We start from the raw sequence: 25,565 nt of genomic DNA on the forward strand, positions 1-25,565 counted from the left end.
CTTCATGGCCCTGGTGGTCCTCGTCGGCGTCGGCACCCTCGCCTTCGCGGTGCTCGTCCTGGCCCGCCTGTTCGGCCGCTGACCCCGCGAGGTCCTCGCCGTGCCGATCTCCCTCGATCCGTCGCTGCCCCGTTCCCTGTACCCCCTGGCCTGGCTGGTGGGCACCTGGGAGGGCAGCGGCGCCCTGCACCGACCCGGAGACGAGTCCGGTGACCGCCGGGTGGAGCAGCGCCTGGAGTGCACCCCTACCGAGGACGGCACGCTCACCTGGCGCTCCGAGGTGTACGTGGTGGACGAGGCCGCTCCCCTGCCTCCCACCAGTGTCTTCGCCCGCGAGGACGTACCTGCGCCGCAGCAGGGCTCCGGCCAGCGGCGCCTGCTGATGCGTGAGCGCGGGGTGTGGACCGTGGGCGACCCGCTGCCCGGCCAGGACCTCGCCGCTGCCCGTGAGGCCGCCCCCGGCAGCCCCGCCGGCATGCTCTCCTACGGACTGGACGTCGCCATCGACCCGACCACCGGGGAGGACGCCGCCGAGGCGTCGACGTGGGTCGGGGAGGTGCGCGGGCCGCGCATCCAGCTGGCCCGTCGTGACGGCGTGACGAACCGGGTGCTCGAGACCCGCATGGCCGGGTACATCTCCGGGCGCCTGATGTGGCTGTGGGAACGCCGCGGCACCGAGCAGCACACCGGCGCCGATGCCGACGGCAAGAGTCCCGAGTGGCCGGGCGAGGGCCTGATCCCCTACCTCTCCCTGGAGCTCGATCGTGTCTGATACCGACAGCACTGCCGCACCCCTGCCCCCGCTGCGCCGTGAGCGAGCGGTCCTCGGTGAAGGCCCCGATGCCGCCGTGCCTGCCCACTACGGTGCACCGCTGCGTGAGCAGCGCCGACTGCTGGACTCCCGCTCCGTGGTGGACCTGGGGCAGTTGGAGCTGCTCGAGGTCAGCGGGGCCGACGCCCGCACCTGGCTCACCACCACCACCTCCCAGGTGCTCACCGGCATTCCCGTGGGCAGCAGTGCGAGCCTCGCGGTGCTCTCCCCCCAGGGGCGCGTGGAGCACGTGGCCGCAGCGGTGGTCACCGCTGCTGACGCCGTGCTGCTGATCCTGGATGCCGGCTGCCGCGCCGGCATGCGCCGCTACCTGGAGATGATGCGCTTCGCTGCCCGCGTGGAGCTCACCGACCGTGACGACCTGCGGGTGCTCGGCGCGCTCGCCCCCGCCGCCGAGGTGCTCTCCACCCACGCGATCTCGCTGGAACTGCCGGAACCTGTGGCCGTGTGGTCCGACCGCTGGCCCCAGGTGGCACCCGGCGGTGTGGCCTACGGCCCCGATCCCGAGGATCCGGCCGGTGCCGTGCTCACGGTCGTCGACGCCCAGCAGGCGTCGGCCCTGGCCTGGCGCGAGGAGCACCTGGCCGGGATGCTCGCCTGGGAGGCGGTGCGGATCGCCGACCATCGCGCCCGCCCCGCGCGGGAGGTGGACGACCGCACCATCCCCCACGAACTGGACCTGCTGCGCACCGCCGTGCACACCACCAAGGGCTGCTACCGCGGTCAGGAGACCGTCGCCAAGGTGCTGAACCTGGGGCAGCCGCCCCGGCGCCTGGTGATGCTGCACCTGGACGGATCGCAGGACGTGTCCGTCGCGCCCGGCGGCGAGGTGCGCCTGGGCGGTGCGGACGGCAAGGTGGTCGGTGCCGTGACCAGTGCCGCGATGCACGTGGACCTCGGGCCGATCGCCCTGGCGGTGGTCAAGCGGGCGGTGCCGGTGGACGCGCAGCTGTCCGTGGCGGTGCCGGACCCCTCCGATGCCACGGAGGTCCATGCCTGGCTGGATGCCACTCAGGAGCCCATCGTCCTGCCCCGTGACCACGGGGAGCGCCCGGCCACTGCTCGTCTCTGAGCCCGCACCGCTCCCACAGCTGGGATGATGGACACATGAACGGCGAGGGCGAGCAGCAGGACTGGACCAGCAAGCGCCACGAGGTGATCCAGGCGCAGCAGAACGCGCTGGAAGCACAGCGGCGTGAGGAGCACGAGCGCGCCACCGCGATCATCACCAAGGCGATCGAGGCGTACCGCGCGGCCGGGATCGAGCCGATCCCCCTGCAGGCGCGGCCGTTCACCGGGACGGGCACCATCCGCACCTCCCTGACGGGCTGGTACCTCAAGCACGACCGCACCCTCGCCGTGGACGAGGAGGGCCGCTTCTACGTGCTGCGTGTCCCCGGCGGCCTGCTGTCGCGGCTGAAGGGCGCCACCCCGGAGCCCAGCCCGGCACCGCTGGCGGTGGGTCGTGGTGCGCGTGACGGCGAGACCTTCGAGATCAAGGAGCTGCTGCAGATGCGGCTCGAGGACCCGGTGCGCCCGTGAACCCCACTGCCCCCGCACCGTCCTCGCGTCCGTCCGCGCCCTCCCCCCGTGGCTCCGGTGCCACCGGGCACCGCACCTCCCGCGCCGAGCTGCTGAGGATGGCACTGGAGAAGCGGCTCACCGCCGGCGCCTCCCGAGGCCGGCAGGATGCCCTGTCGATCGGTCGAGCGGCCGTGGCCGCCTCGCTCGCCTATCTGGTCAGCCATGTGCTGTGGGGGCACGAGTTCCCGTTCTTCTCCTCGATCGTCGCGTTCATCATCATCGGGTTCGGCACCGAGACGAAGATCCGCAAGGTGATCGAGATGAGCGCCGGGGTGATGATCGGGGTGCTGCTGGGGGAGCTGGCCCGCTCCACGATCGGCTCGGGCACCTGGCAGATCGCCGTGGTGATCCTGGTGGCCGGGACACTGGCCCGGCTGCTGGACTCCGGGAACCTGTTCGGCTTCCAGGTCACCATCCAGTCGCTGCTGGTGATGATCATGCCGATCACCCCGGGGATGACCCCGGGGGGCCGGGTGGTCGATGCCCTCACCGGTGTGACCGTGGCGATCCTGATCCACCTGCTCACCTCCGGGGACCCCCGCCGGGTGCAGCGCAAGGCAGCCACCCGCTTCTTCCGGGAGCTGGAGGACACCATGGTGTCCCTGGCCCTGGCTGCCCGCAGTGGTGACGTGAGCGTGGCGCAGGCCGCCCTCAAGTCGGTGCGGGACTCGTCCCAGTCCTTCACCGACGAGTGGAAGCTGGCGAACGAGGCGGCCAACGAGATGGCCACCTACTCCCCCACCGCCCATCGGCACGCCGCCGGGGTGGAGCGCCTGCAGCACCTGCTGATCGGATCGGACCGCGCGATGAGGAACCTGCGGGTGATCGCCCGGCGCGAGGTCGAGTTCCTCACCGCCGTGGAGAGCGACGCCCACTCCACCCTGGCCGATGCCCTGCTGGCCTGCCGTGACGCCATCACCGAGCTGCGGGCCGCGGTGGGGCACGACGACGTGGACTTCACCGCGGCCCGCCGCGCGCTGCGCCTGTTCGGCTCCTACCTCACCCCCGAGCTGCTGCTGAAGAACGATCAGGGGGTGCGGCCCGGCCGCGCCGGCCATTTCGAGGGCGTGACCCTGGTGATCCAGCTGCGGTCCCTCGCGATCGACCTGCTGCAGGCCACGGGCCTGGACGCGAAGGACGCCAAGCGGTTCCTGCCCAGCCTGCTGATCGCGGCCGACGGCGAGTCGATCGGGCCGCGTCCGCTGACCCGGGAGATGAAGGCGGTGGAGCCGCCTGCTACCACCGAGGCGCTCGAACTGCTGATCACCGACCGCTCGGACCCCGCCCGACGACGCTGACCCGTCCCGGCCCCGGTGGCTGGCCGCTCCCGGGCGCGCTGCCAGGGAGGACGCGGCATGCCCGACTATCCTGGCGCGATGATCGCCCTCATCCAGATGTGGATCTTCGCCGTGCTCGCCCTCGCCCTGCTGGCTGTCGAGGTGTGGGCCTTCGCCAACGCGATCCGCTTCCGGCCCGATGCCTACGTGGCCGCCGGGAAGCGCACCAAGACGTTCTGGTGCGTGCTGACGGGCGTGGCGATGCTGCTGGGCTTCCTGTCCCTGCCCTACCCGATCGGCAGCGGCGGTGCCTCGATGCTGTTCATGATCATCGCCATCGTGATCGCCGGGATCTTCCTGGCCGATGTGCTCCCGGCCCTGAAGTCCGTAATGCGCAGGGCGCAGGGCAACCGCTGGTGACTCGGTCGAGCGGGGGCCCGCCGCTCGGTGAGTGGACCGCAGTGGCTGCTCGGGCAGCCTGACACGCCCACCGGCGTCCACTCGCCGGCACAACCGAACAAGCGAAGAGCGCCCGCCCCGCAGCTGCGGGACGGGCGCTTCGTCAGCTTTCAGTCGAGGCAGGCCTCGCTGAATGGCGTGATGCGGCTCAGCCCTCGTGGGTGCCGGCCGAGCGCAGGTTCTCGCAGGCCTCGACGACGCGGGCGGCCATGCCGGCCTCGGCCTTCTTGCCCCAGGCGCGCGGGTCGTAGGCCTTCTTGTTGCCCACCTCGCCGTCGACCTTGAGCACGCCGTCGTAGTTCTTGAACATGTGCGAGGCCACGGGACGGGTGAAGGCGTACTGGGTGTCGGTGTCGATGTTCATCTTGACGACACCGTTGTCCACGGCCTCCCGGATCTCCTCCAGGGTGGAGCCGGAGCCACCGTGCATCACGAGGTCGAACGGCATGTCCTTGCCGTACTTCTCGCCCACGGCCTTCTGGATGTCCAGCAGCACCGAGGGGCGCAGCTTGACGTTGCCCGGCTTGTACACGCCGTGCACGTTGCCGAAGGTGAGGGCGGTCAGGTAGCGGCCGTTCTCGCCCAGGCCCAGCTTCTCGGCGGTCTTCAGGCCGTCCTCGGGGGTGGAGAACAGCTTGTCGTTGGAGACGTTGGCCTCCACGCCGTCCTCCTCGCCGCCGACCACGCCGACCTCGATCTCGAGGATCTTCTTGGCCTCGACGGACTTGGCCAGGAGGCGCTCGGCGATCTCGAGGTTCTCGTCGATCGGGACGGCGGAGCCGTCCCACATGTGCGACTGGAACAGGGGGTCCAGGCCCTTCTTGACGCGGTTCTCGAGGTCCCACTCGATCAGGGGCTCCACCCACGTGGGCAGGACCTCCTTGGCGCAGTGGTCGGTGTGCAGCGCGACGTTGATCGGGTAGTTCTTGGCCACGGCGTGCACGAACTCGGCCAGAGCGATGGAGCCGGCCACGCGGTCCTTGACGGTGGAGCCGGAGAGGTACTCGGCGCCACCGAAGGACACCTGGATGATGCCGTCGGAGTTGGCCTCGGTGAAGCCCTGCAGCGCGGCGATGGCCGTCTGCGAGCTGGAGACGTTGACCGCGGGGTAGGCGAACTTGCCGGCCTTGGCGCGGTCGATCATCGCGCTGTACTGGTCGGGAGTGACAACTGCCATGGGGTATTTCTCCTTCAGGAAGAGACTGCTGGGACGACCTCGGGCGCAATGATGCGACACGGGATCGCTCGTCCTTGTTCATTGTTCCACAGTGGCCCCGGGCCGCCCCCGGGGAGGGTCCCGGAGGCTCCGGGAGTGGCCTGCGTCTCAGTGACGGCGCGTCCCGGGATCAGATCGGCGCGCCTGCGTCACTGGGGACGAGCTCCATCAGCGCCTGATCGGGTGCCTTCGCGCCAGGCGGCGGTGGGAGATACTCAGCAGGCCTCGTCGCACCAGGTTCCCCCGCCGACCCGAGCCCCTGCAGGCGCTCGACCCCGCGCCGGACAGCGTTGGCGTGCTGTCTCAGTGCCTCCGTATCGGCTCCGCAGAACATGTCCCCTCGTCCCCTCCGCGATCCAGCGATCCTCGACACCGCGCGGGCCGCACTGGCGCTCGTCGGCATCACCGGGTACGGCACGGGCCGGTACGAACCGGGCATCGATCCGCACACGCAGGACCCTCTGACCGTCGAGGAGGCCCCCGTGGTGGCACGTCACGAACGCGGCGTGGACCTCGACCAGCTCGTGCAGGATGCCGACGCAGCCTGCGCCGACCTCCCGGCGACGCCCTCCGAACCCCTTGAGCACGACAAGGGTTCAGGCTCCCGCCGCGACCGCTCCCGCTGATCCCCGCAGGATCCCGACACAGGCGCGATCCGTAACGTGACCAGCCCCGCGGATCGCCCCCTCACGGCCCCACGCCACAGCGCGCACTCAGGGCGCACGCGCAACGCCGTACGGGCCGACGTCAGTCGAGCGCGGCGAAGTCCCGCTCCTCCTCGGCGCCCTCCGCGTTGTCCTGCACCACGAATCGGATCGGGTCGACTTTCGACCACACCGCGAACAGCGCAGCGAACACGATCATCGCGATACCGGCCCACAGGTTCGCATTCACACCACCGGTCTTGGCTGCTTCCTCGGGACTGAACCCGAATAGGCCCGTGAGCAGCACGATCAGCCCGAACAGCCCGATCAGCGCCCCGATGAACGTACGGATGTCGAAGGCTCCCGCCAACTCGACATGCTTGCCGCTGCCGCCACCTTCGGAACCGGGTGCGTGCGAATCCTTGCTCTGCTTCTCAGTCATCGTCAGCTCCACTCAACGATCAGGCGAACACAATATTCAGGCCGATGACCAGGGCCAGCGCAATACCAGCCATCGGCACGGGGCGCCGCCAGAACGGCAGTTCGGCCTCTTCAGCATCGACCAGATCGGTCTTCGGAGTCTCGGAGTACACCAGGCCCTTCAGCTCATGCGCAGGCTTGGGCTTGGTCACCATGGTCACGATCACCGAGACAAGGATGTCGACCACGAACGCCGTGGCTGCCGACACGAACGCGAGACCCTGGCCCGGCAGGTCGAACAGTCCGAAGAACGTCGACGCCGACCACAGCGCGATCGCGGACAGCGCGCCCGCCACCAGACCGGTCCACCCGGCCGTCGGCGTCATCCGACGCCAGAACATGCCCAGGATGAAGGTGGCGAACAGCGGAGCGTTGAAGAACCCGAACAGGGTCTGCAGGTAGTCCATCAGGTTCGAGAAGGCGGAGGCGATCAGGGCGGTGAAGATCGCGATCACGGACGCAGCGACCGTCGCCACACGGCCCACCTTCAGGTAGTGGGCATCCTCGGCGCCTTGCTGAGTATTCGTAGTCGTGGGAGCCACCGAATCTTGCTCTTGGGGACCGCCGATCGTGCCGACGGGGGCCAGTAGCCGCCGCGGTGGGGACCACTGGCTCCCGCCGGCATCGGGTCACTGGGGCAGTGCGGTGTGTTCTCGCATGTTCCTGTCGCCGGTGTCGATCCAGATTGTGTTGTGCACGATGCGGTCCATGATCGCATCGGCGTGGACTGCTCCACCGAGCCGGGCGTGCCAGTCCTTCTTCGGGTACTGGGTGCAGAACACGGTCGAGCCGGTGTCATAGCGGCGCTCGAGCAGTTCCAGCAGCATCGAACGCATTCCCTCGTCAGGATGGTCCAGCAGCCACTCGTCGATCACCAGCAGCGAGAACGTGGAGTACTTCCGCAGGAACTTCGTCTGGCCCTGCGGCTTGTCCTTTGCCAGGGCCCAGGCCTCTTCGAGGTCGGGCATTCGGATGTAGTGGGCTCGGAGCCGGTGCTGGCAGGCCTGCTTCGCCAGCGCGCAGCCGAGGTAGGACTTCCCTGAGCCGGTGAAGCCCTGGAAGACCACGTTCTGTTGCCGCTGGATGAAGGAGCAGGTTGCCAGTTGCGCGATCACGTTCCGGTTCAGTCCCCGTTCCTCGACCAGATCCAGCCGCCGCAGGTCCGCTCCGGGATAACGCAGCCCCGCCCGGCGGATCAGACCCTCGACCTTTCCATGATTGAAGATGGAATGCGCCTCGTCCACGATCAGCTGGAGCCGTTCCTGGAACGACATCCCCAGCACGTGAGCCTCATCCTGGGCATCGATCGCGTCCAGCAGCGCGGTCGCGCCCATCTCGCGCAGCTTCCGCTTCGTGTCGTTATCGATCACGCTCACCGGACACCTCCGGCGTAGTAGTCGGCGCCACGGACGTATCCGCCGTCTTCCGCGGGTTCCTCGCGGGGTGGACGCAGGGCGGCGACCTTGTCCTGCCCGGTGGCCAAGATCGGGTGCAGATGCGCATAGCGCGGTGAACGGACCCGTCCCGTCAGCGCGAGTGCGCAGGCCGCCTCGACCCGATCTACGGAGAAGCGGCGAGAGAGCCGTAGCACCGCCAACGCGGGATCCAGGCCCTGTTCCACGATCGGCACGGACTCGAAGATCCGCTGGATCACGATCACCGTGGCCGGCCCGACCCGATCTGCCCACGCCCGCACCCTCTGCGCGTCCCAGGCCTGGAAACGCTCGCCCGCAGGTAGGTCCGCGTCGTTGGTGCGGTACTCATTGCTCGCGGTCTCCGGGAGCAGCAGGTGACTGGTCAGTCGCTGGCTGCCCTGATAGATCTCCAGCGTCCGGGCCGTGATGCGCAGATCGACCTTCGCGCCGATGTGCGCGAACGGCGCGGAGTAGAAGTTCCGCGCGAACGTGACGTGCCCGTTCCTGCCCACTCGTCGTCCGTAGTGCCATGTCGAGATCTCGTAGGGCACCGCCGGCAGCGGCGTCAGCAGCGGCCGCTCCTCCGCGTCGAACACGCTGGCGCGGGATCCGGGCCGCTTCTGGAACGGCTCCGCGTTATAGGCCTCCATCCGCTGCCCGATGGCGGCTGCAAGTTCGGGCAGGGACGTGAATCGCTGATCCCGCAGCCCGGCGATGACCCAGGTCGCGACGTGCGCGACGGTGTTCTCCACGCTCGCCTTGTCTTTCGGTTTCCGCACCCTCCCCGGGAGCACCGCCGCCGAGTAATGCGCTGCCATCTCGCGATACGCATCGTTCAGGACGATCTCGCCCTCGCGGGGGTGCTTCACCACACCGGTCTTGAGGTTGTCCGGAACGATCCTCGGGACCGTCCCGCCCAGCGCCTCGAACATCGCTACGTGCGCTCGCAGCCAGGACTCCTGGCGCATATCCAGCGCCGGGAAGCAGAACGCGTAACGAGAAAAAGGCAGGCAGGCAACGAACAAGAACACCTTCGAGACCTCGCCGGTGACCGGATCGGCCAGCTCCATCGTGGGGCCGGACCAGTTGAGTATTCGTAGTCGTGGGAGCCACCGAATCTTGCTCTTGGGGACCGCCGATCGTGCCGACGGGGGCCAGTAGCCGCCGCGGTGGGGACCACTGGCTCCCGCCGGCATCGGGTCACTGGGGCAGTGCGGTGTGTTCTCGCATGTTCCTGTCGCCGGTGTCGATCCAGATTGTGTTGTGCACGATGCGGTCCATGATCGCATCGGCGTGGACTGCTCCACCGAGCCGGGCGTGCCAGTCCTTCTTCGGGTACTGGGTGCAGAACACGGTCGAGCCGGTGTCATAGCGGCGCTTGAGTATTCGTAGTCGTGGGAGCCACCGAATCTTGCTCTTGGGGACCGCCGATCGTGCCGACGGGGGCCAGTAGCCGCCGCGGTGGGGACCACTGGCTCCCGCCGGCATCGGGTCACTGGGGCAGTGCGGTGTGTTCTCGCATGTTCCTGTCGCCGGTGTCGATCCAGATTGTGTTGTGCACGATGCGGTCCATGATCGCATCGGCGTGGACTGCTCCACCGAGCCGGGCGTGCCAGTCCTTCTTCGGGTACTGGGTGCAGAACACGGTCGAGCCGGTGTCATAGCGGCGCTCGAGCAGTTCCAGCAGCATCGAACGCATTCCCTCGTCAGGATGGTCCAGCAGCCACTCGTCGATCACCAGCAGCGAGAACGTGGAGTACTTCCGCAGGAACTTCGTCTGGCCCTGCGGCTTGTCCTTTGCCAGGGCCCAGGCCTCTTCGAGGTCGGGCATTCGGATGTAGTGGGCTCGGAGCCGGTGCTGGCAGGCCTGCTTCGCCAGCGCGCAGCCGAGGTAGGACTTCCCTGAGCCGGTGAAGCCCTGGAAGACCACGTTCTGTTGCCGCTGGATGAAGGAGCAGGTTGCCAGTTGCGCGATCACGTTCCGGTTCAGTCCCCGTTCCTCGACCAGATCCAGCCGCCGCAGGTCCGCTCCGGGATAACGCAGCCCCGCCCGGCGGATCAGACCCTCGACCTTTCCATGATTGAAGATGGAATGCGCCTCGTCCACGATCAGCTGGAGCCGTTCCTGGAACGACATCCCCAGCACGTGAGCCTCATCCTGGGCATCGATCGCGTCCAGCAGCGCGGTCGCGCCCATCTCGCGCAGCTTCCGCTTCGTGTCGTTATCGATCACGCTCACCGGACACCTCCGGCGTAGTAGTCGGCGCCACGGACGTATCCGCCGTCTTCCGCGGGTTCCTCGCGGGGTGGACGCAGGGCGGCGACCTTGTCCTGCCCGGTGGCCAAGATCGGGTGCAGATGCGCATAGCGCGGTGAACGGACCCGTCCCGTCAGCGCGAGTGCGCAGGCCGCCTCGACCCGATCTACGGAGAAGCGGCGAGAGAGCCGTAGCACCGCCAACGCGGGATCCAGGCCCTGTTCCACGATCGGCACGGACTCGAAGATCCGCTGGATCACGATCACCGTGGCCGGCCCGACCCGATCTGCCCACGCCCGCACCCTCTGCGCGTCCCAGGCCTGGAAACGCTCGCCCGCAGGTAGGTCCGCGTCGTTGGTGCGGTACTCATTGCTCGCGGTCTCCGGGAGCAGCAGGTGACTGGTCAGTCGCTGGCTGCCCTGATAGATCTCCAGCGTCCGGGCCGTGATGCGCAGATCGACCTTCGCGCCGATGTGCGCGAACGGCGCGGAGTAGAAGTTCCGCGCGAACGTGACGTGCCCGTTCCTGCCCACTCGTCGTCCGTAGTGCCATGTCGAGATCTCGTAGGGCACCGCCGGCAGCGGCGTCAGCAGCGGCCGCTCCTCCGCGTCGAACACGCTGGCGCGGGATCCGGGCCGCTTCTGGAACGGCTCCGCGTTATAGGCCTCCATCCGCTGCCCGATGGCGGCTGCAAGTTCGGGCAGGGACGTGAATCGCTGATCCCGCAGCCCGGCGATGACCCAGGTCGCGACGTGCGCGACGGTGTTCTCCACGCTCGCCTTGTCTTTCGGTTTCCGCACCCTCCCCGGGAGCACCGCCGCCGAGTAATGCGCTGCCATCTCGCGATACGCATCGTTCAGGACGATCTCGCCCTCGCGGGGGTGCTTCACCACACCGGTCTTGAGGTTGTCCGGAACGATCCTCGGGACCGTCCCGCCCAGCGCCTCGAACATCGCTACGTGCGCTCGCAGCCAGGACTCCTGGCGCATATCCAGCGCCGGGAAGCAGAACGCGTAACGAGAAAAAGGCAGGCAGGCAACGAACAAGAACACCTTCGAGACCTCGCCGGTGACCGGATCGGCCAGCTCCATCGTGGGGCCGGACCAGTCGACCTCCACGCTCTGGCCGGCCTTGTGACCGACTCTCGAAGCGGCACCGGTGACCATGACGTGGTGCTGGTAGGTGCGGCAAAACCGGTCATACCCCATCGCCGGATCCCCAGCCGCCGTGGTCGCGTCGAAGTACTCGCCGTGCAACAGCTTCAGCGTCACGCCGACCCTGGCCATCTCTCGATGGACCTGTTCCCAGTCCGGCTGTGCGAACACGCTCTCGTGCTCGCCCCGGCCCGGGAACAACCGGGCATACACCTGCTCATCGGCGACGTCCGCGATATCGCCCCACCCGATCCCTGCAGCGTCAGCGGCCTCGAACACCGCCCTCACGGACTTGCGGGACATGCCCTGCGAGGACGAAATCGCTCGCCCCGACAGACCTTCTGCGCGCAGCTGGAGCACCAGCTTCGCCCTGATCTTCCGTACCATTCCAGATTGCTCCTTCCGCCGCGTGCCCTATACACACGGCGGAAGGAGCGTAGACAGAGCGGCCCCAACGACACCACTGGTGGTCCCGAACGACGCCACCGCTACGGCAGCGACGTGGCACCCGAACCCTCGATCAGCGGACCCCAGCGAGGCGAATATTCAGCGCTCGAGCAGTTCCAGCAGCATCGAACGCATTCCCTCGTCAGGATGGTCCAGCAGCCACTCGTCGATCACCAGCAGCGAGAACGTGGAGTACTTCCGCAGGAACTTCGTCTGGCCCTGCGGCTTGTCCTTTGCCAGGGCCCAGGCCTCTTCGAGGTCGGGCATTCGGATGTAGTGGGCTCGGAGCCGGTGCTGGCAGGCCTGCTTCGCCAGCGCGCAGCCGAGGTAGGACTTCCCTGAGCCGGTGAAGCCCTGGAAGACCACGTTCTGTTGCCGCTGGATGAAGGAGCAGGTTGCCAGTTGCGCGATCACGTTCCGGTTCAGTCCCCGTTCCTCGACCAGATCCAGCCGCCGCAGGTCCGCTCCGGGATAACGCAGCCCCGCCCGGCGGATCAGACCCTCGACCTTTCCATGATTGAAGATGGAATGCGCCTCGTCCACGATCAGCTGGAGCCGTTCCTGGAACGACATCCCCAGCACGTGAGCCTCATCCTGGGCATCGATCGCGTCCAGCAGCGCGGTCGCGCCCATCTCGCGCAGCTTCCGCTTCGTGTCGTTATCGATCACGCTCACCGGACACCTCCGGCGTAGTAGTCGGCGCCACGGACGTATCCGCCGTCTTCCGCGGGTTCCTCGCGGGGTGGACGCAGGGCGGCGACCTTGTCCTGCCCGGTGGCCAAGATCGGGTGCAGATGCGCATAGCGCGGTGAACGGACCCGTCCCGTCAGCGCGAGTGCGCAGGCCGCCTCGACCCGATCTACGGAGAAGCGGCGAGAGAGCCGTAGCACCGCCAACGCGGGATCCAGGCCCTGTTCCACGATCGGCACGGACTCGAAGATCCGCTGGATCACGATCACCGTGGCCGGCCCGACCCGATCTGCCCACGCCCGCACCCTCTGCGCGTCCCAGGCCTGGAAACGCTCGCCCGCAGGTAGGTCCGCGTCGTTGGTGCGGTACTCATTGCTCGCGGTCTCCGGGAGCAGCAGGTGACTGGTCAGTCGCTGGCTGCCCTGATAGATCTCCAGCGTCCGGGCCGTGATGCGCAGATCGACCTTCGCGCCGATGTGCGCGAACGGCGCGGAGTAGAAGTTCCGCGCGAACGTGACGTGCCCGTTCCTGCCCACTCGTCGTCCGTAGTGCCATGTCGAGATCTCGTAGGGCACCGCCGGCAGCGGCGTCAGCAGCGGCCGCTCCTCCGCGTCGAACACGCTGGCGCGGGATCCGGGCCGCTTCTGGAACGGCTCCGCGTTATAGGCCTCCATCCGCTGCCCGATGGCGGCTGCAAGTTCGGGCAGGGACGTGAATCGCTGATCCCGCAGCCCGGCGATGACCCAGGTCGCGACGTGCGCGACGGTGTTCTCCACGCTCGCCTTGTCTTTCGGTTTCCGCACCCTCCCCGGGAGCACCGCCGCCGAGTAATGCGCTGCCATCTCGCGATACGCATCGTTCAGGACGATCTCGCCCTCGCGGGGGTGCTTCACCACACCGGTCTTGAGGTTGTCCGGAACGATCCTCGGGACCGTCCCGCCCAGCGCCTCGAACATCGCTACGTGCGCTCGCAGCCAGGACTCCTGGCGCATATCCAGCGCCGGGAAGCAGAACGCGTAACGAGAAAAAGGCAGGCAGGCAACGAACAAGAACACCTTCGAGACCTCGCCGGTGACCGGATCGGCCAGCTCCATCGTGGGGCCGGACCAGTCGACCTCCACGCTCTGGCCGGCCTTGTGACCGACTCTCGAAGCGGCACCGGTGACCATGACGTGGTGCTGGTAGGTGCGGCAAAACCGGTCATACCCCATCGCCGGATCCCCAGCCGCCGTGGTCGCGTCGAAGTACTCGCCGTGCAACAGCTTCAGCGTCACGCCGACCCTGGCCATCTCTCGATGGACCTGTTCCCAGTCCGGCTGTGCGAACACGCTCTCGTGCTCGCCCCGGCCCGGGAACAACCGGGCATACACCTGCTCATCGGCGACGTCCGCGATATCGCCCCACCCGATCCCTGCAGCGTCAGCGGCCTCGAACACCGCCCTCACGGACTTGCGGGACATGCCCTGCGAGGACGAAATCGCTCGCCCCGACAGACCTTCTGCGCGCAGCTGGAGCACCAGCTTCGCCCTGATCTTCCGTACCATTCCAGATTGCTCCTTCCGCCGCGTGCCCTATACACACGGCGGAAGGAGCGTAGACAGAGCGGCCCCAACGACACCACTGGTGGTCCCGAACGACGCCACCGCTACGGCAGCGACGTGGCACCCGAACCCTCGATCAGCGGACCCCAGCGAGGCGAATATTCAACCAGTCGACCTCCACGCTCTGGCCGGCCTTGTGACCGACTCTCGAAGCGGCACCGGTGACCATGACGTGGTGCTGGTAGGTGCGGCAAAACCGGTCATACCCCATCGCCGGATCCCCAGCCGCCGTGGTCGCGTCGAAGTACTCGCCGTGCAACAGCTTCAGCGTCACGCCGACCCTGGCCATCTCTCGATGGACCTGTTCCCAGTCCGGCTGTGCGAACACGCTCTCGTGCTCGCCCCGGCCCGGGAACAACCGGGCATACACCTGCTCATCGGCGACGTCCGCGATATCGCCCCACCCGATCCCTGCAGCGTCAGCGGCCTCGAACACCGCCCTCACGGACTTGCGGGACATGCCCTGCGAGGACGAAATCGCTCGCCCCGACAGACCTTCTGCGCGCAGCTGGAGCACCAGCTTCGCCCTGATCTTCCGTACCATTCCAGATTGCTCCTTCCGCCGCGTGCCCTATACACACGGCGGAAGGAGCGTAGACAGAGCGGCCCCAACGACACCACTGGTGGTCCCGAACGACGCCACCGCTACGGCAGCGACGTGGCACCCGAACCCTCGATCAGCGGACCCCAGCGAGGCGAATATTCACTGTCGGGCCCTCGCCGCGTTCCTCGGCGATGTGCAGCACCGGCATGCGGCGAAACTACCTCATCCGACGCAACGTCGAGCGGATCTCGCCCGCTACGCCCGCATGGGCCACCGGTGGATCCGCGGGTTCTCCCACGGCTGCCGGGTTCGGGGCGGCGTGCGGCGTCAGGTGTCCCTGGATGTCGGAGCTCATGCGCGCACCCGACTGTGACGACCCTCGTTCAGGTACTCGTGGATCTGCCGGACCACACTGGCGCCCTCACCCACAGCCGAGGTCATTCGCTTCACAGACCCGTGCCGCACATCGCCGATAGCGAAGACCCCGGGGATGGTGGTTTCCAAAGAGAAGCGGGGGCTTCCTTCCGTCCCCGCGCCGGCCAACTCCGCCTCCGCGCCGGTGAGGATGTACCCGTCAGGATCGCGTGCCACATCGACCTTCAATCCCGTCGTCGCCGGAGCGGCGCCGATGAAGACGAACACGTGCCCCGCGCGGAGCTTCTTCAGCACGTCACCGTGACGGACTGTGACCGCTTCCAAACGGTTGCCGCCGTGTGCTTCCACGACCTCCGAGGACAGCAGCACGTTGATACGGGGGTGATGTTGGATCTGGTCCACCAGGTATCTGGACATTCCCGCTCCCAGGTCCGCGGCGCGCACCACAAGGTGCACACGGGAGGACGTGCGGGCAAGTAACAGCGCTGCCTGGCCGGCGGAGTTGCCGCCGCCGACAACAGTGACAGGTGTGTCTACGCACATCCGCGCTTCCTGCGCTGTTGCCGCGTAGAACACGTCCGAGGTCTGGAACCGGTCCAGCCCCGCGGCGGGAAGCGAGCGGTATCGCACTCCGGTGGCAAGGACCACCACATCGGAGGTGACCTCCCTGCCATCTTCGAAGATCACCCGGAAGCGGTCCTCATCCTCCACGACCTCCTGGAGCGTGGTCGGGATGTCCAACGTGGCACCGAACTTGCGCACTTGCAGGAGGCTGCGCTCGGCGAGCTCAGTGCCGGAGATTCCGGCGGGAAACCCCAGATAGTTCTCGATCTTCGCTGATGTTCCCGCCTGCCCGCCGGTGGCGACCGCGTCGCACAGGTGGACCGACAACCCATCGGAGGCTGCGTACACCGCCGCGGCAAGACCAGCCGGCCCAGCGCCGACGACCACCACATCGCAGGTGGCCGGTGGGGCGGGCGGGCGCATCCCCAACTCTTCGGCGAGCCGTGCCGGGGTGGCACCCAGGACGGTGCGTGAGCCGCCGAGGATCACCAGCGGGAAGTCGGCGACGGTGGCGCCGAGCTGGCGGACCAGCCGCTCCGCTTTCTCGTCCCTATCCAGGTCCACCAGCCGGTGGGGCAGCCGGTTTCGTACGATGAAGTCCAGCAGATCCCGGGTCAGCGGGGAGAAGCAGGAGCCGACGATCCGCAGGCCCGCTCCCGCCCCGATGGCCAGGGAGCGGCGGATGAGGTAGGCCCGCAGGATGATCTCACCCAACAGCGGGTCCGAGGTGACGATGGCCTCCAGCTCATCGACGGGCACCTCCACCACCTCGGCGGCGCCGATGGCGGAGACGAACACGAAAGACGGCTGTCCTTCCAGCAGCCCGACATCCCCCACGAACCGGCCGCGGCCGTGCACCCCGACCGCCAACGACTCATCGGAGTGACGCGGATCCGCCGCAGGTTCGGTGTCCACCGTCAGCAGGTGCCCTTCCAGGACGACATAGAGGGAGGACGGGTGCTCGCCGGGCCGGATGAGAACCTCCCCGTCGGTGAGTGTGCGGCGCTGCCCTCGTACGAGCAGCACCACGATCTGCTCGTCGCTGAGCCGCGGGAAGGCGCCGATGGTATCAGGCGTCTCGGCCTGAGCGACCTGGCGGCGGTTGGCGGCGGGCGTGTCACTCATAGGTACGCTTCGTCCACGTAGCACCAGCTCCAGTTCTCCCCCAGCTCCAGCGACCGCACGATGGGTTGCCCCGCCGTGAGCGCATGCCTGCGGGCGTGCCGCATCGGGGGGGAGTCGCAGCACCCGACCTTCCCGCAGGTGCGGCACATCCGCAGGTGCAGCCAGGGCGTGCCGACCGCCACGCAGTCCTCACATGACCCGGGTGTCCGGGGACGGACCGGGCGGATGAGCGCGACGTGTGGGTCGACGTATCTCATGGGGCACCGCCGGCCGAATCAGCCTTCTTCTGCAGCGCCTCGTCCACCCAGCGCAGCAGCACGTCCGGCGGAGCGGCTCCGGATTGGCGGGAGAGCACGTTCCCTTGGTTGAGGATGAGCAGGTCGGCACCGCCTGGACGGAGAACTTGCGGGCCGTCTCCGGCGCGGCGTCCACGTCCACTTTCACCAGCTTGAGCTTGCCGGCACGTTCCGTGGCGACCTTCTCGAGGGCAGGGCTGACCATCCGGCACGGTCCGCACCAGGTCGCCCACAAGTCCACGAGCACCACTTACCGGGCCTTCTCGACCACCTCGGCGAAGTCCGCATCGCCCGCATCGACGATCCACGGCACGGCGCTCTTGACACCGCAGCGCGGGTACCCCGACGCGGCGGCGGGAACACGGTTCTTCTTCCCGCAGTTGGGGCAGGTCACAATCGCGCTCACGCCGTGTCCTCCTCTTCGACGGGCGCTGCGATGTTGAAGACGAGGTCGCCGTCCTGCACGTCCAGCGTGACCGTCGACCCGTCCATCACCTCCCCGCTCAGCAGCGCACGACCCAGTCGGGTCTCGATCTCATGGCTGATGTAGCGTCGCAGCGGCCGTGCACCGTACACGGGGTCGTAGCCGCGGTCGGCGATGAGCTGGCGTGCCGCGGGCGTCAGCTCGATGCGGATCTGACGCTCGGCCAGCCGGGAGCGCAGGTCGGTGAACTGCAGTTCCACAATGTCCTGGATCTGTTCACGACCCAGCGGCGAGAACACCACGATGTCGTCCACCCGGTTGAGGAACTCGGGACGGAAGTGGGCGCGCAACTCACCGAGCACACTGTTTCGCACGTCGTCGGGGATCGCGCCGCCATCGGAGCCCAACAGGTGATGGGCACCGATGTTGGAGGTCATGATGATGATGGTGTTGCGGAAGTCGACGGTGCGTCCCTGGCTGTCGGTGATGCGGCCGTCGTCGAGGACCTGCAGCAGCGTGTTGAACACGTCCGGGTGCGCTTTCTCGATCTCGTCGAAAAGGACCACGCTGTACGGGTGGCGGCGCACCGCCTCGGTCAGCTGCCCTCCCTCGTCGTACCCGACATACCCGGGAGGTGCACCGACGAGCCGGCTGACGGTGTGACGTTCCTGGTATTCGCTCATGTCCAGCCGGACCATTGCCGACTCGCTGTCGAACAGTGCTTGCGCGAGCGCTTTGGCCAGTTCGGTCTTTCCCACTCCGGTGGGGCCGAGGAAGATGAACGAGCCGATGGGTCGGCGCGGGTCGCGGATGCCGGAGCGGGCACGGATAATCGCGTCGCTGACGAGCGTGATGGCCTCATCCTGACCGACCACCCGCTCCTTGAGGGTGGCCTCCAGGCTGAGGATCTTGTTGCGTTCACCTTCCTGCAGCCGGGCCACGGGGATCCCCGTCCATGCTGCGACGATCTCGGCGATCTCGTCCTCGGTGACCACCTCCCGCAGCAGCCTCTGCCGGCCTTGTTTGGAGGCGAGACGCTCCTCCTCGGCGTGCAGGCGTCGTTCCGCGTCAGCGATAGCCCCGTACCTCAGTTCAGCGGCACGGTTGAGGTCGTAGGAGCGCTCCGCTTCCTCCGCCTCCCGCCGCAGCCGCTCCAGCTCACCGCGCAGCTCCTGGACCTTGCGGATCGCTTGACGCTCAGCCTCCCACTGGGCGCGCTTGGCGTCCGCCTCCGCCTTCAGGTCGGTCAGTTCCCGGCGCAGCTCCTCCAGCCGTTTCTTGCTGGCCGTGTCGGTCTCCTTCGACAGCGCCGCTTCCTCGATCTCCAGGCGGGTCACCCGCCGGGTCAACTCGTCCAGCTCGGCAGGCATTGAGTCGATCTCGGTTCGCAATCGCGCGCAGGCTTCGTCGATGAGGTCGATGGCCTTGTCGGGCAGGAACCGGTCGGTAATGTACCGGTGGGACAGCACGGCGGCCGCGACCAATGCGCTGTCCTGGATGCGGACACCGTGGAAGATCTCCAGTCGTTCGCGCAGGCCGCGGAGGATGGAGATCGCGTCCTCCACGTCGGGTTCATCGACCATCACCGTCTGGAACCGGCGTTCCAGGGCAGCGTCCTTCTCGATGTGCTTGCGGTACTCATCGAGGGTGGTGGCACCGATGAGGTGCAGCTCCCCGCGGGCGAGCATCGGCTTGAGCATGTTGCCCGCGTCCATCGCCCCTTCGGTGGCTCCCGCCCCCACCAGGGTGTGCAGCTCGTCGATGAACAGCAGGATGCGTCCCTCCCCTGCCTTCACCTCTGCCAGGACTGCCTTCATTCGCTCCTCGAACTCGCCCCGGTACTTCGCGCCGGCGACCAGGGCAGACAGGTCCAGCGAGAACACGGTCTTGTCGCGAAGGCCCTCGGGCACGTCCTCACGCAAGATCCGCTGGGCAAGGCCCTCCACGATGGCGGTCTTTCCGACACCGGGCTCGCCGATGAGGACGGGGTTGTTCTTGGTCTTGCGGGAGAGGATCTGGATGACCCGACGGATCTCCGCATCACGCCCGATGACCGGGTCAAGCTTGCCCAGCCGGGCGTCAGCGACCAGGTCACGGCCGTACTTCTCCAACGCCTCGTACGTCTGCTCGGGGGTGGCGGAGTTGACGTGCTGGTTGCCGCGGATCTTGGTGAGCGCGCTGAGGAAGCTCTCCCGGGTGACACCGTGCCCGCGCAGCACGCGGGACGCGGCGCGGTTGGAGGAGTCGTCGGCGAGGGCCAGAACGAGATGCTCCACGGAGATGTAGGAGTCTTTCAGCCGCTTTGCCTCCCGCTCCGCCCGTTCCAGGGTGGAGGTGAGGCTGCGGCTCAGATACACCTGACCGGTCTGCGGGGAGGACCCGGAGACGCTGGGCTTGCGGGCGATCTCCGCTTCGACGTCGGCGCGTACCGCTTCCACGTCAGCACCCGCTGTCTGCAGCAGTCGGGGAACCAGCCCCTCCTCCTGCTGGAGCAGTGCGAGCAGGAGATGCTCCTCATCCGTCTCGATCTGACCGGCCTGGACCGCGATGCTCTGGGCCGAGGTGAGCGCTTCCTGCGACTTCTGAGTGAGTGAGTTCATGTCCATGGGGTGTCTCCTTCAAGTCGGATGGTCCGGTGATGCTCGAGCTGCTCGATGCGGGCGAGCAGGTCGAGCACGAGTGCGATGCCGGCGTAGTTCACGGCAAGATCGGAGTGCAGACGCACGATGGTGTGCACGCGGGCGGGGACCGTACGGGCGAACCACAGCCGGCCGCTGGTGTCGACGTGGGCGGTGACCAGCCCCAGCTCGACGAACTTCCGCAGCGTATCCGGGTGGATACCTGCGGCCACCGCGGTCGCCTCCAGGTCGGCCCGGGCGACACGGACGGGCAGGTGATGTGAGGTCATGATCCTCTCCTGGCATCAAACGACGATTCGTCGCGGAGCTGTTCGAACAGCTCCTTCTCCTTCTTGCTGAGAGTGCGGGGAACGACGACCTTCACCCGCGCATACAGGTCTCCCGGCTTTCCTCTGCGGGGCATCCCCTGCCCGCGCAGGCGGAGCCGCCTGCCAGTGGACGAGCCGGGCGGAACGTGCACGGTGACCGGGCCGCCGGGGGTGGGCACGCTGACATCCGCGCCCAGCGCCGCCTCCCACGGTGCGATGGGAAGGTCTGTTTCGATGTCCGCGCCGCTGAGCCGGTACCGCTTACTGTCCTTCACGCGCAGCGTGACCAGCAGGTCCCCGTCCTGTCCGTCGGCGCCCGCTCCGCCTGCGCCCGCGATCCGCAGCTGCTGCCCGTCGACAGCGCCCGCTGGGATGTCGATGGTGTACTCCTGCGCGCCGCCGTACGGGGACGCGACCTGCACCGTCCGCCGCCCGCCCCGGTAGGCCTCCTCGACCGTGATCTCCAGCTCCGCGGTGCGGTCGGCGCCGCGACCGAAACCACCGAAGCCGCCCCCGAAGAGGTCCTCCCAGTTCACGCTCTGCGCGCCGCCCCCGCTCCACGTGTATCGGGTGCCGCCGCTGCGGCGCGGCTGCTCGGAGGAGCGAGCCGCGTCCGCGGCGGCGTACTGCCGGAAGTTCTCACCGAACCGGTCGTACTGTGAGCGCGTTTCCGGGTCCGACAGCACATCGTGGGCTTCACTGATCCGTTTGAAGGTCTCCTCCGCCCCCGGGGTCTTGTTGACGTCCGGGTGGAACTTGCGGGCCTTCTCCCGGTAGGCGCGGCGGATCTCCTTCTGATCCGCCGACCGGGAGACCCCCAGCGCGCTGTAGAGATCCTCCGCCATCTCCTACTCCTCCTCCGGCTTGCGGGTGACCACGACCGCAGCCGGTCGCAGCATCCGCTCACGCGTTCCGAACCCGGGGCGAGTGACGTCGAGGATGCTGCGCGGCGGGACGCTGGCATCCTCGACGACCGAGACCGCCTCGTGCAGATGCGGGTCGAACTCCGCACCGTCGATGACAATCTCGGGGTACCCGAGTGCGCGCAACGCATCAGCGGCTTGCGCCCGGATTGCCTGCATGCCACCCCGAACGCCCTCGTCAAGGTCCGCCCCGAAGCTGAGCGCCCGGTCCAGCCCGTCGACGACGGGCAAGAAGGCACTGGCGGTGTGCCGCCGCTCCTGCTCGCGGACGGTCTGGATCTCGCCCGCCGTCCGTTTGCGGAGGTTGTCGTAGTCCGCCGCCGCCCGGCGCCACCGGTCCTCGGCCGTCTCCAACTGGGAGGCGACCGCTGCTTGCGCGGCGCGGAGCTCCTCCGGGGACACCTCGGTGAGGTCGTCGTTCAGCAGGTCCACGGCCCGCGTGTCCTCGTTCTGCTCCTCGACCATCGCGATCCTCCCTCCGTGCTACTTGTCGAATTCGGCGTCGACGACGTCGTCTTCGTCGTCCTGAGCGGGCTGCTCAGCGTGGCTGGCGTTCGCGCGGGCCGCAGCAAGGGACTGCGCAACCTGCAGCAGCTCGCCGGTGCGCTCTTTCGCTTCCTGCTCGCCGACGTTGTTCTGCACTGCCTCGCGGGCCTGCGTGATGAGCAGCTCCGCGCGGGCACGCTCGTGCTCCGGTGCAGCGTCGCCGAGCTCACGCAGTACCCGCTCGACCTGGTAGGCGGCGGAGTCCAGCTCGTTGCGGGCGTCCACGGCCTGGCGCAGCGCCTGGTCGTCAGCCCGGTGCTGCTCGGCTTCCTTGATCATCCGGTCGATCTCGCCCTGGTCCAGATTCGAGGTGTCGCTGATGGTGATGCCCTGCTCGGTGCCGGTGTCCTTGTCCTTCGCCGTCACGTTCAGGATGCCGTTCGCGTCGATGTCGAAGGTGACCTCCACCTGCGCTTCACCGCGAGGAGCGGGGCGGATGCCGGTGAGCTGGAACCGGCCCAGCACCCGGTTGTCTGCGGCGTTCTCCCGCTCGCCCTGCAGGACGACGATCTCCACCGACGGCTGGTTGTCTTCGGCCGTGGAGAACACCTCGCTGCGTCGGGCGGGGATGGTGGTGTTGCGTTCGATGATCTTCGTCATCACGCCACCGCGGGTCTCCACACCCAGCGACAGCGGGGTGACATCCAGCAGCAGCACGTCGTCGACGTCGCCCTTGAGGACGCCCGCCTGGATGGCGGCGCCCACAGCGACCACCTCATCGGGGTTCACCGTCATGTTCGGCTCCTTGCCGCCGGTGAGCCGCTTGACGAGCGCTTGGACAGCGGGGATGCGGGTGGAACCGCCCACGAGGATGACCTCGTCGATGTCGTCCTCACTCATCTTCGCGTCGGCCATCGCCTGACGCACCGGACCGAGGCACCGCTCAACGAGGTCAGCGGTGAGGTCTTCGAACTTGGACCGCTTCACGGTCATGGTGAGGTGCCTGGGTCCGCTAGCGTCGGCGGTGATGAAGGGCAGGCTGACCTGGGTCTGGGACACCGAGCTGAGCTCGACCTTCGCCTTCTCGGCCGCCTCGAACAGCCGCTGCAGCGCCTGCGGGTCGTTGCGCAGGTCGATGCCGTTCTCGTTCTTGAACTCGTCGGCAAAGTAGTCCACCAGCCGGCGGTCGAAGTCGTCGCCGCCCAGGTGGGTGTCACCGGCGGTGGATCGCACTTCGACGACCCCGTCGCCCACGTCGAGGAGGCTGACATCGAACGTGCCGCCACCGAGGTCGAACACCAGGATGGTCTCGTGGTTCTTCTTGTCCATTCCGTACGCCAGTGCGGCGGCGGTGGGCTCGTTGATGATGCGCAGCACCTCGAGCCCGGCGATGCGTCCGGCGTCCTTGGTAGCGGTGCGTTGGGCGTCGTTGAAGTAGGCGGGAACGGTGATGACGGCCTCGGTCACCTTCTCACCGAGGAACTTGCTGGCGTCGTCGACGAGCTTGCGCAGCACCTGGGCGCTGATCTCCTCCGGCGCGTACTGCTTGCCGCGGATGTTGAACCGTGCTTCGCCGTTGGGGCCTTCCACGACGTCGAAGCCGACGGCGTTGGCTTCCTCCTTGATCTCGTCGAAGGACCGGCCGATGAACCGCTTGGCGGACGAGATGGTGCCCTTCGGGTTGAGGATGCTCTGGCGGCGGGCAAGCTGCCCCACCAGCCGTTCACCGTCCTCGGTGAAAGCGACCACCGACGGGGTAGTGCGGGCTCCCTCCGCGTTCGGGATGACCTTCCCCTCGCCGCCCTCCCAGACGGCGATAACGGAGTTCGTGGTCCCCAGATCGATTCCTACTGCCTTGGCCATGATGGTCGTTCCTTTCTTGTCACGTGGGTCTTGTCTCGTGCGCCACGTTACAGGGGTTGTCAAATAGCGCGCTACAGGGGTCTTCAAAGAGAGCGCCAGGATCGGCGCAGGCGCAGGGCTGAGTGCCCAGAGTCAGGAAGCAGGCTGCTTCTCGGCGATCTTTCCGGACGGCGGGCTGCTCGATGGGCATCACCACCCGCAGGGTGCCCAGGTCGCAGCTGGCGGTGACGCTGTCGCTGTCGATGCCGGGCGCCGGGCCCAGCAGCCGCATGAATTGCCCCTGGGGGCCGTTCGGCGGTGAACCACTTCGCGCCGGCGGTCGCGGACTGGGCCGCTCACCGCGCGGACGGTGATCGGCTGGCCGCCCACCCAGCTCGATGGGCTCCGAGTCGATGCCTGGCAGGTTCGCCTCAGGAACGTACTCGTCGCCCTCTCGGGACAGATCGACCGACATCGAGCGCGGATCCATCTGCTGAGCGATGCGCAGGTCCGCACATGAGGTCACCATCTCACCCCCTCCACATTTACGCTGAGTCAACAGCCGCGGGAAATCCTCACCGGTGCCCTGAAACCACTTCACGTCGGCGCCCCGGAAAGGCGCATACCCCTTCAGTGCCCGAACGTAGGTTTTGATCGCGCCGAGCTCGCCGCCGAGCGTCGCGTTGATGCCGTGCACCGACACGATCACCCGGCCCCGCAGACCCAGCGACTGCGCGAGCGTGAACTGCCACAGCCGCACCGCCTCAGGGTCCGCCAGCTGCGTGAAGACATAGAACAGGATGATGCGGTACTGGGTCTGCTGGGACACCGTTCGATCCTAGTGAGAGCTCCCGCTCCCCCTTACGAACTGGATCGCCACCAGGACGCCGAGGGCCGCCAGCACGGCGCCCGCCGCCGCACCGAGCCGGTTGCCGTCCGGGACGGCGTGGACCACGACGGCGGTGCCGGTGAGCAGCATGAAACCGACCACGCAGAGGATGGCCGCGCCGTACGCGAGCCGCCCCGCCCGTTCATGGGGATGGGCCCGCCCCTCACCGCTCTGCCCTGCCCAGGACCAGGGCAGCGTCAGCGCGCGGATCTCCTCCTCGGTGGGATGCAGCCGGGCCTGATCCGTCCACCGGTGCACCGCGGCCTCCGCGCCGGGGCGCCAGCACACTCCCCGACGGGTCAGCTCCACCCCGAGCAGCCCATCGACGCCATGGGATGCGGGAACGACCCGGCCCTGCTCCCAGCGCAGCAGTCGGTACGTCCCGTCCTCGCGGCGGGCCACGGCGAGCGCGCCGGAGCGTGCACGGATCCGTGAGGCGACCGCCGGCACCACCACCACGAGCAGCATCGGCAGCGCCATCAGCGGGAGCACCCGCGTGCTCTCCAGCCCCACCAGGATCAGGGGCGGCACGGCAACTGTGCCGAGCAGCCCCAGCGCCACCAAAGCGCGGGCGACCGGGAGGCGGCGCACCGCGAGCAGAGCGAGCAACGGGGTCGGCGGCGGGACGCTGACCGCGCCCAGCACGCCGCTGAGACCGATGGTGGTCGGCACAACGGCGATCACGAGGAACAGCGTGACCAGCGCCGCGCCCGGAAGCGGACCCGTGCCCGCGAGAGGCGAGGTCCAAGCGGCGCCCTGCTCGATCCGCTCCTCGATGAGGAACCACAGCGCCAGCCACAGGACCGCGCCTATGAGGCACAGCCAGCTGTGCGACCGCCACCTCATGCGCGAGGCCAGGTGCTCCGAGGCGATCTCGAACGTCTCGTCGCTGGTCCCCGCCATCACACCGCCTGCTGCTCGCCAGGACGGGCGGCTTCCGGGCGGCGAGCGCCGTCGCGGGCGCTGGAGCGGATACGGCGGGGCGTGGCCTCAGGAAGCATCCTTCGATTCTAGGTAGCGCGGGTCATGACGCTGTAGTCGGTGGGGTGGGGATGAAGGAACGGGTCCCTGACCGGCACGATGGGTGGTGCTGA

22 protein-coding genes and 6 pseudogenes are annotated in these 25,565 nt (G+C 68.0%); 6 read left to right on the forward strand and 22 right to left on the reverse strand.

The window, feature by feature from the left end:
• Window positions 1–100 precede the first annotated feature (100 nt).
• The 5 genes from JOD52_RS13455 to JOD52_RS13475 are packed head-to-tail and all read left to right on the forward strand — an operon-like array spanning window position 101 to window position 4,113.
• Complete coding sequence (locus JOD52_RS13455) at window positions 101–772, forward strand: heme-binding beta-barrel domain-containing protein (RefSeq protein WP_204410530.1); 672 nt, start codon at window positions 101–103, stop codon at window positions 770–772.
• Window positions 765–1,904, forward strand: a complete 1,140-nt coding sequence (gene ygfZ / locus JOD52_RS13460; RefSeq protein ID WP_204410531.1) for a CAF17-like 4Fe-4S cluster assembly/insertion protein YgfZ — start codon at window positions 765–767, stop codon at window positions 1,902–1,904. The genes JOD52_RS13455 and ygfZ overlap by 8 nt, the downstream gene beginning before the upstream one ends.
• Before the next feature lie 35 nt (window positions 1,905–1,939).
• Window positions 1,940–2,374, forward strand: a complete 435-nt coding sequence (locus JOD52_RS13465; protein WP_204410533.1) for a hypothetical protein — start codon at window positions 1,940–1,942, stop codon at window positions 2,372–2,374.
• The gene (locus JOD52_RS13470; RefSeq protein ID WP_204410535.1) at window positions 2,371–3,714 is read left to right on the forward strand and encodes an FUSC family protein; all 1,344 of its coding nucleotides are present in this window, start codon (window positions 2,371–2,373) and stop codon (window positions 3,712–3,714) included. Before JOD52_RS13465 ends, JOD52_RS13470 begins: the two co-directional genes overlap by 4 nt.
• A gap of 57 nt (window positions 3,715–3,771) precedes the next feature.
• Window positions 3,772–4,113 (forward strand): DUF2516 family protein, encoded by a 342-nt coding sequence (locus JOD52_RS13475; RefSeq protein WP_017824332.1) that lies wholly within the window; start codon window positions 3,772–3,774, stop codon window positions 4,111–4,113.
• Window positions 4,114–4,300: 187 nt separating this feature from the next.
• Here the strand turns inward: JOD52_RS13475 and fbaA are convergent, their stop codons facing one another.
• Window positions 4,301–5,329 (reverse strand): class II fructose-bisphosphate aldolase, encoded by a 1,029-nt coding sequence (gene fbaA, locus JOD52_RS13480; RefSeq protein WP_204410537.1) that lies wholly within the window; start codon window positions 5,327–5,329, stop codon window positions 4,301–4,303.
• A 371-nt stretch (window positions 5,330–5,700) separates the two neighbouring features.
• Between fbaA and JOD52_RS13485 the strand changes: the two genes are divergently transcribed.
• The gene (locus tag JOD52_RS13485) at window positions 5,701–5,994 is read left to right on the forward strand and encodes a hypothetical protein (protein WP_204410539.1); all 294 of its coding nucleotides are present in this window, start codon (window positions 5,701–5,703) and stop codon (window positions 5,992–5,994) included.
• Window positions 5,995–6,115: 121 nt separating this feature from the next.
• Here the strand turns inward: JOD52_RS13485 and JOD52_RS13490 are convergent, their stop codons facing one another.
• From JOD52_RS13490 to JOD52_RS13590, 21 genes and pseudogenes are all read right to left on the reverse strand, one after another.
• On the reverse strand, window positions 6,116–6,454 hold the full coding sequence (locus JOD52_RS13490) for a hypothetical protein (protein ID WP_204410541.1): 339 nt from the start codon (window positions 6,452–6,454) through the stop codon (window positions 6,116–6,118).
• 19 nt (window positions 6,455–6,473) lie between these two features.
• Window positions 6,474–6,998: pseudogene (locus JOD52_RS13495) on the reverse strand (sodium:solute symporter family transporter); the annotation flags it as partial.
• Entirely contained in the window at window positions 6,980–7,117 is a 138-nt protein-coding gene (locus JOD52_RS13500) for a hypothetical protein (RefSeq protein ID WP_204410542.1), read from the reverse strand. The gene JOD52_RS13500 and the pseudogene JOD52_RS13495, both read right to left, overlap by 19 nt.
• 4 nt (window positions 7,118–7,121) lie before the next feature.
• A complete protein-coding gene (locus JOD52_RS13505; RefSeq protein WP_338124028.1) occupies window positions 7,122–7,868 on the reverse strand; it encodes an ATP-binding protein in 747 nt (248 codons plus the stop codon).
• Window positions 7,865–8,998 (reverse strand): annotated as a pseudogene (istA, locus tag JOD52_RS13510) (IS21 family transposase); the annotation flags it as partial. The pseudogene istA (JOD52_RS13510) and the gene JOD52_RS13505, both read right to left, overlap by 4 nt.
• A gap of 109 nt (window positions 8,999–9,107) precedes the next feature.
• Window positions 9,108–9,299 (reverse strand): annotated as a pseudogene (locus JOD52_RS17560) (ATP-binding protein); the annotation flags it as partial.
• Between the two features lie 100 nt (window positions 9,300–9,399).
• Window positions 9,400–10,146 (reverse strand): ATP-binding protein, encoded by a 747-nt coding sequence (locus JOD52_RS13520; protein WP_338124028.1) that lies wholly within the window; start codon window positions 10,144–10,146, stop codon window positions 9,400–9,402.
• Window positions 10,143–11,705, reverse strand: coding sequence for an IS21 family transposase (istA, locus tag JOD52_RS13525; protein ID WP_204408388.1), 1,563 nt, complete (start codon window positions 11,703–11,705; stop codon window positions 10,143–10,145). The genes JOD52_RS13520 and istA (JOD52_RS13525) overlap by 4 nt, the downstream gene beginning before the upstream one ends.
• A 162-nt stretch (window positions 11,706–11,867) precedes the next feature.
• Window positions 11,868–12,440: pseudogene (locus tag JOD52_RS13530) on the reverse strand (ATP-binding protein); the annotation flags it as partial.
• Window positions 12,437–13,999: an IS21 family transposase gene (gene istA, locus JOD52_RS13535; RefSeq protein ID WP_204408388.1), complete on the reverse strand. Its 1,563-nt coding sequence runs from the start codon at window positions 13,997–13,999 to the stop codon at window positions 12,437–12,439. The pseudogene JOD52_RS13530 and the gene istA (JOD52_RS13535), both read right to left, overlap by 4 nt.
• Before the next feature lie 163 nt (window positions 14,000–14,162).
• Window positions 14,163–14,600 (reverse strand): annotated as a pseudogene (locus JOD52_RS13540) (IS21 family transposase); the annotation flags it as partial.
• Between the two features lie 351 nt (window positions 14,601–14,951).
• Window positions 14,952–16,664, reverse strand: a complete 1,713-nt coding sequence (locus JOD52_RS13545; RefSeq protein WP_204410544.1) for an FAD-dependent oxidoreductase — start codon at window positions 16,662–16,664, stop codon at window positions 14,952–14,954.
• Window positions 16,661–16,921 (reverse strand): UBP-type zinc finger domain-containing protein, encoded by a 261-nt coding sequence (locus tag JOD52_RS17565; protein ID WP_204410546.1) that lies wholly within the window; start codon window positions 16,919–16,921, stop codon window positions 16,661–16,663. The genes JOD52_RS13545 and JOD52_RS17565 overlap by 4 nt, the downstream gene beginning before the upstream one ends.
• Window positions 16,918–17,366 (reverse strand): annotated as a pseudogene (trxA, locus tag JOD52_RS13555) (thioredoxin). Before trxA ends, JOD52_RS17565 begins: the two are co-directional and overlap by 4 nt.
• Window positions 17,363–19,990, reverse strand: a complete 2,628-nt coding sequence (gene clpB / locus JOD52_RS13560) for an ATP-dependent chaperone ClpB (RefSeq protein WP_204410548.1) — start codon at window positions 19,988–19,990, stop codon at window positions 17,363–17,365. The pseudogene trxA and the gene clpB overlap by 4 nt, the downstream one beginning before the upstream one ends.
• Window positions 19,981–20,292: a chaperone modulator CbpM gene (locus JOD52_RS13565; protein WP_017823308.1), complete on the reverse strand. Its 312-nt coding sequence runs from the start codon at window positions 20,290–20,292 to the stop codon at window positions 19,981–19,983. Before JOD52_RS13565 ends, clpB begins: the two co-directional genes overlap by 10 nt.
• Window positions 20,289–21,176, reverse strand: coding sequence for a DnaJ C-terminal domain-containing protein (locus tag JOD52_RS13570; RefSeq protein WP_017823307.1), 888 nt, complete (start codon window positions 21,174–21,176; stop codon window positions 20,289–20,291). Before JOD52_RS13570 ends, JOD52_RS13565 begins: the two co-directional genes overlap by 4 nt.
• A gap of 3 nt (window positions 21,177–21,179) precedes the next feature.
• A complete protein-coding gene (locus JOD52_RS13575; RefSeq protein WP_204410550.1) occupies window positions 21,180–21,719 on the reverse strand; it encodes a nucleotide exchange factor GrpE in 540 nt (179 codons plus the stop codon).
• Between the two features lie 18 nt (window positions 21,720–21,737).
• On the reverse strand, window positions 21,738–23,603 hold the full coding sequence (dnaK, locus tag JOD52_RS13580; protein WP_204410551.1) for a molecular chaperone DnaK: 1,866 nt from the start codon (window positions 23,601–23,603) through the stop codon (window positions 21,738–21,740).
• A 19-nt stretch (window positions 23,604–23,622) separates the two neighbouring features.
• Window positions 23,623–24,411: a hypothetical protein gene (locus JOD52_RS13585; protein WP_204410553.1), complete on the reverse strand. Its 789-nt coding sequence runs from the start codon at window positions 24,409–24,411 to the stop codon at window positions 23,623–23,625.
• A gap of 9 nt (window positions 24,412–24,420) precedes the next feature.
• The gene (locus JOD52_RS13590) at window positions 24,421–25,377 is read right to left on the reverse strand and encodes a hypothetical protein (RefSeq protein WP_204410555.1); all 957 of its coding nucleotides are present in this window, start codon (window positions 25,375–25,377) and stop codon (window positions 24,421–24,423) included.
• Between the last annotated feature and the right edge of the window lie 188 nt (window positions 25,378–25,565).

This window comes from Brachybacterium muris, from assembly GCF_016907455.1.
GTDB classification, from domain to species: Bacteria; Actinomycetota; Actinomycetes; order Actinomycetales; family Dermabacteraceae; genus Brachybacterium; species Brachybacterium muris.

Coding starts and splice junctions, on each gene's coding strand:
- JOD52_RS13465 (WP_204410533.1), top strand. CDS start 1,940: ATGAACGGCGAGGGCGAGCAGCAGGACTGGACCAGCAAGCGCCACGAG.
- JOD52_RS13475 (WP_017824332.1), top strand. CDS start 3,772: ATGCCCGACTATCCTGGCGCGATGATCGCCCTCATCCAGATGTGGATC.
- fbaA (WP_204410537.1), bottom strand. CDS start 5,329: ATGGCAGTTGTCACTCCCGACCAGTACAGCGCGATGATCGACCGCGCC.
- JOD52_RS13485 (WP_204410539.1), top strand. CDS start 5,701: ATGTCCCCTCGTCCCCTCCGCGATCCAGCGATCCTCGACACCGCGCGG.
- JOD52_RS13490 (WP_204410541.1), bottom strand. CDS start 6,454: ATGACTGAGAAGCAGAGCAAGGATTCGCACGCACCCGGTTCCGAAGGT.
- JOD52_RS13500 (WP_204410542.1), bottom strand. CDS start 7,117: ATGCCGGCGGGAGCCAGTGGTCCCCACCGCGGCGGCTACTGGCCCCCG.
- istA (WP_204408388.1), bottom strand. CDS start 11,705: ATGGTACGGAAGATCAGGGCGAAGCTGGTGCTCCAGCTGCGCGCAGAA.
- istA (WP_204408388.1), bottom strand. CDS start 13,999: ATGGTACGGAAGATCAGGGCGAAGCTGGTGCTCCAGCTGCGCGCAGAA.
- JOD52_RS13545 (WP_204410544.1), bottom strand. CDS start 16,664: ATGAGTGACACGCCCGCCGCCAACCGCCGCCAGGTCGCTCAGGCCGAG.
- JOD52_RS17565 (WP_204410546.1), bottom strand. CDS start 16,921: ATGAGATACGTCGACCCACACGTCGCGCTCATCCGCCCGGTCCGTCCC.
- clpB (WP_204410548.1), bottom strand. CDS start 19,990: ATGGACATGAACTCACTCACTCAGAAGTCGCAGGAAGCGCTCACCTCG.
- JOD52_RS13565 (WP_017823308.1), bottom strand. CDS start 20,292: ATGACCTCACATCACCTGCCCGTCCGTGTCGCCCGGGCCGACCTGGAG.
- JOD52_RS13570 (WP_017823307.1), bottom strand. CDS start 21,176: ATGGCGGAGGATCTCTACAGCGCGCTGGGGGTCTCCCGGTCGGCGGAT.
- JOD52_RS13575 (WP_204410550.1), bottom strand. CDS start 21,719: ATGGTCGAGGAGCAGAACGAGGACACGCGGGCCGTGGACCTGCTGAAC.
- dnaK (WP_204410551.1), bottom strand. CDS start 23,603: ATGGCCAAGGCAGTAGGAATCGATCTGGGGACCACGAACTCCGTTATC.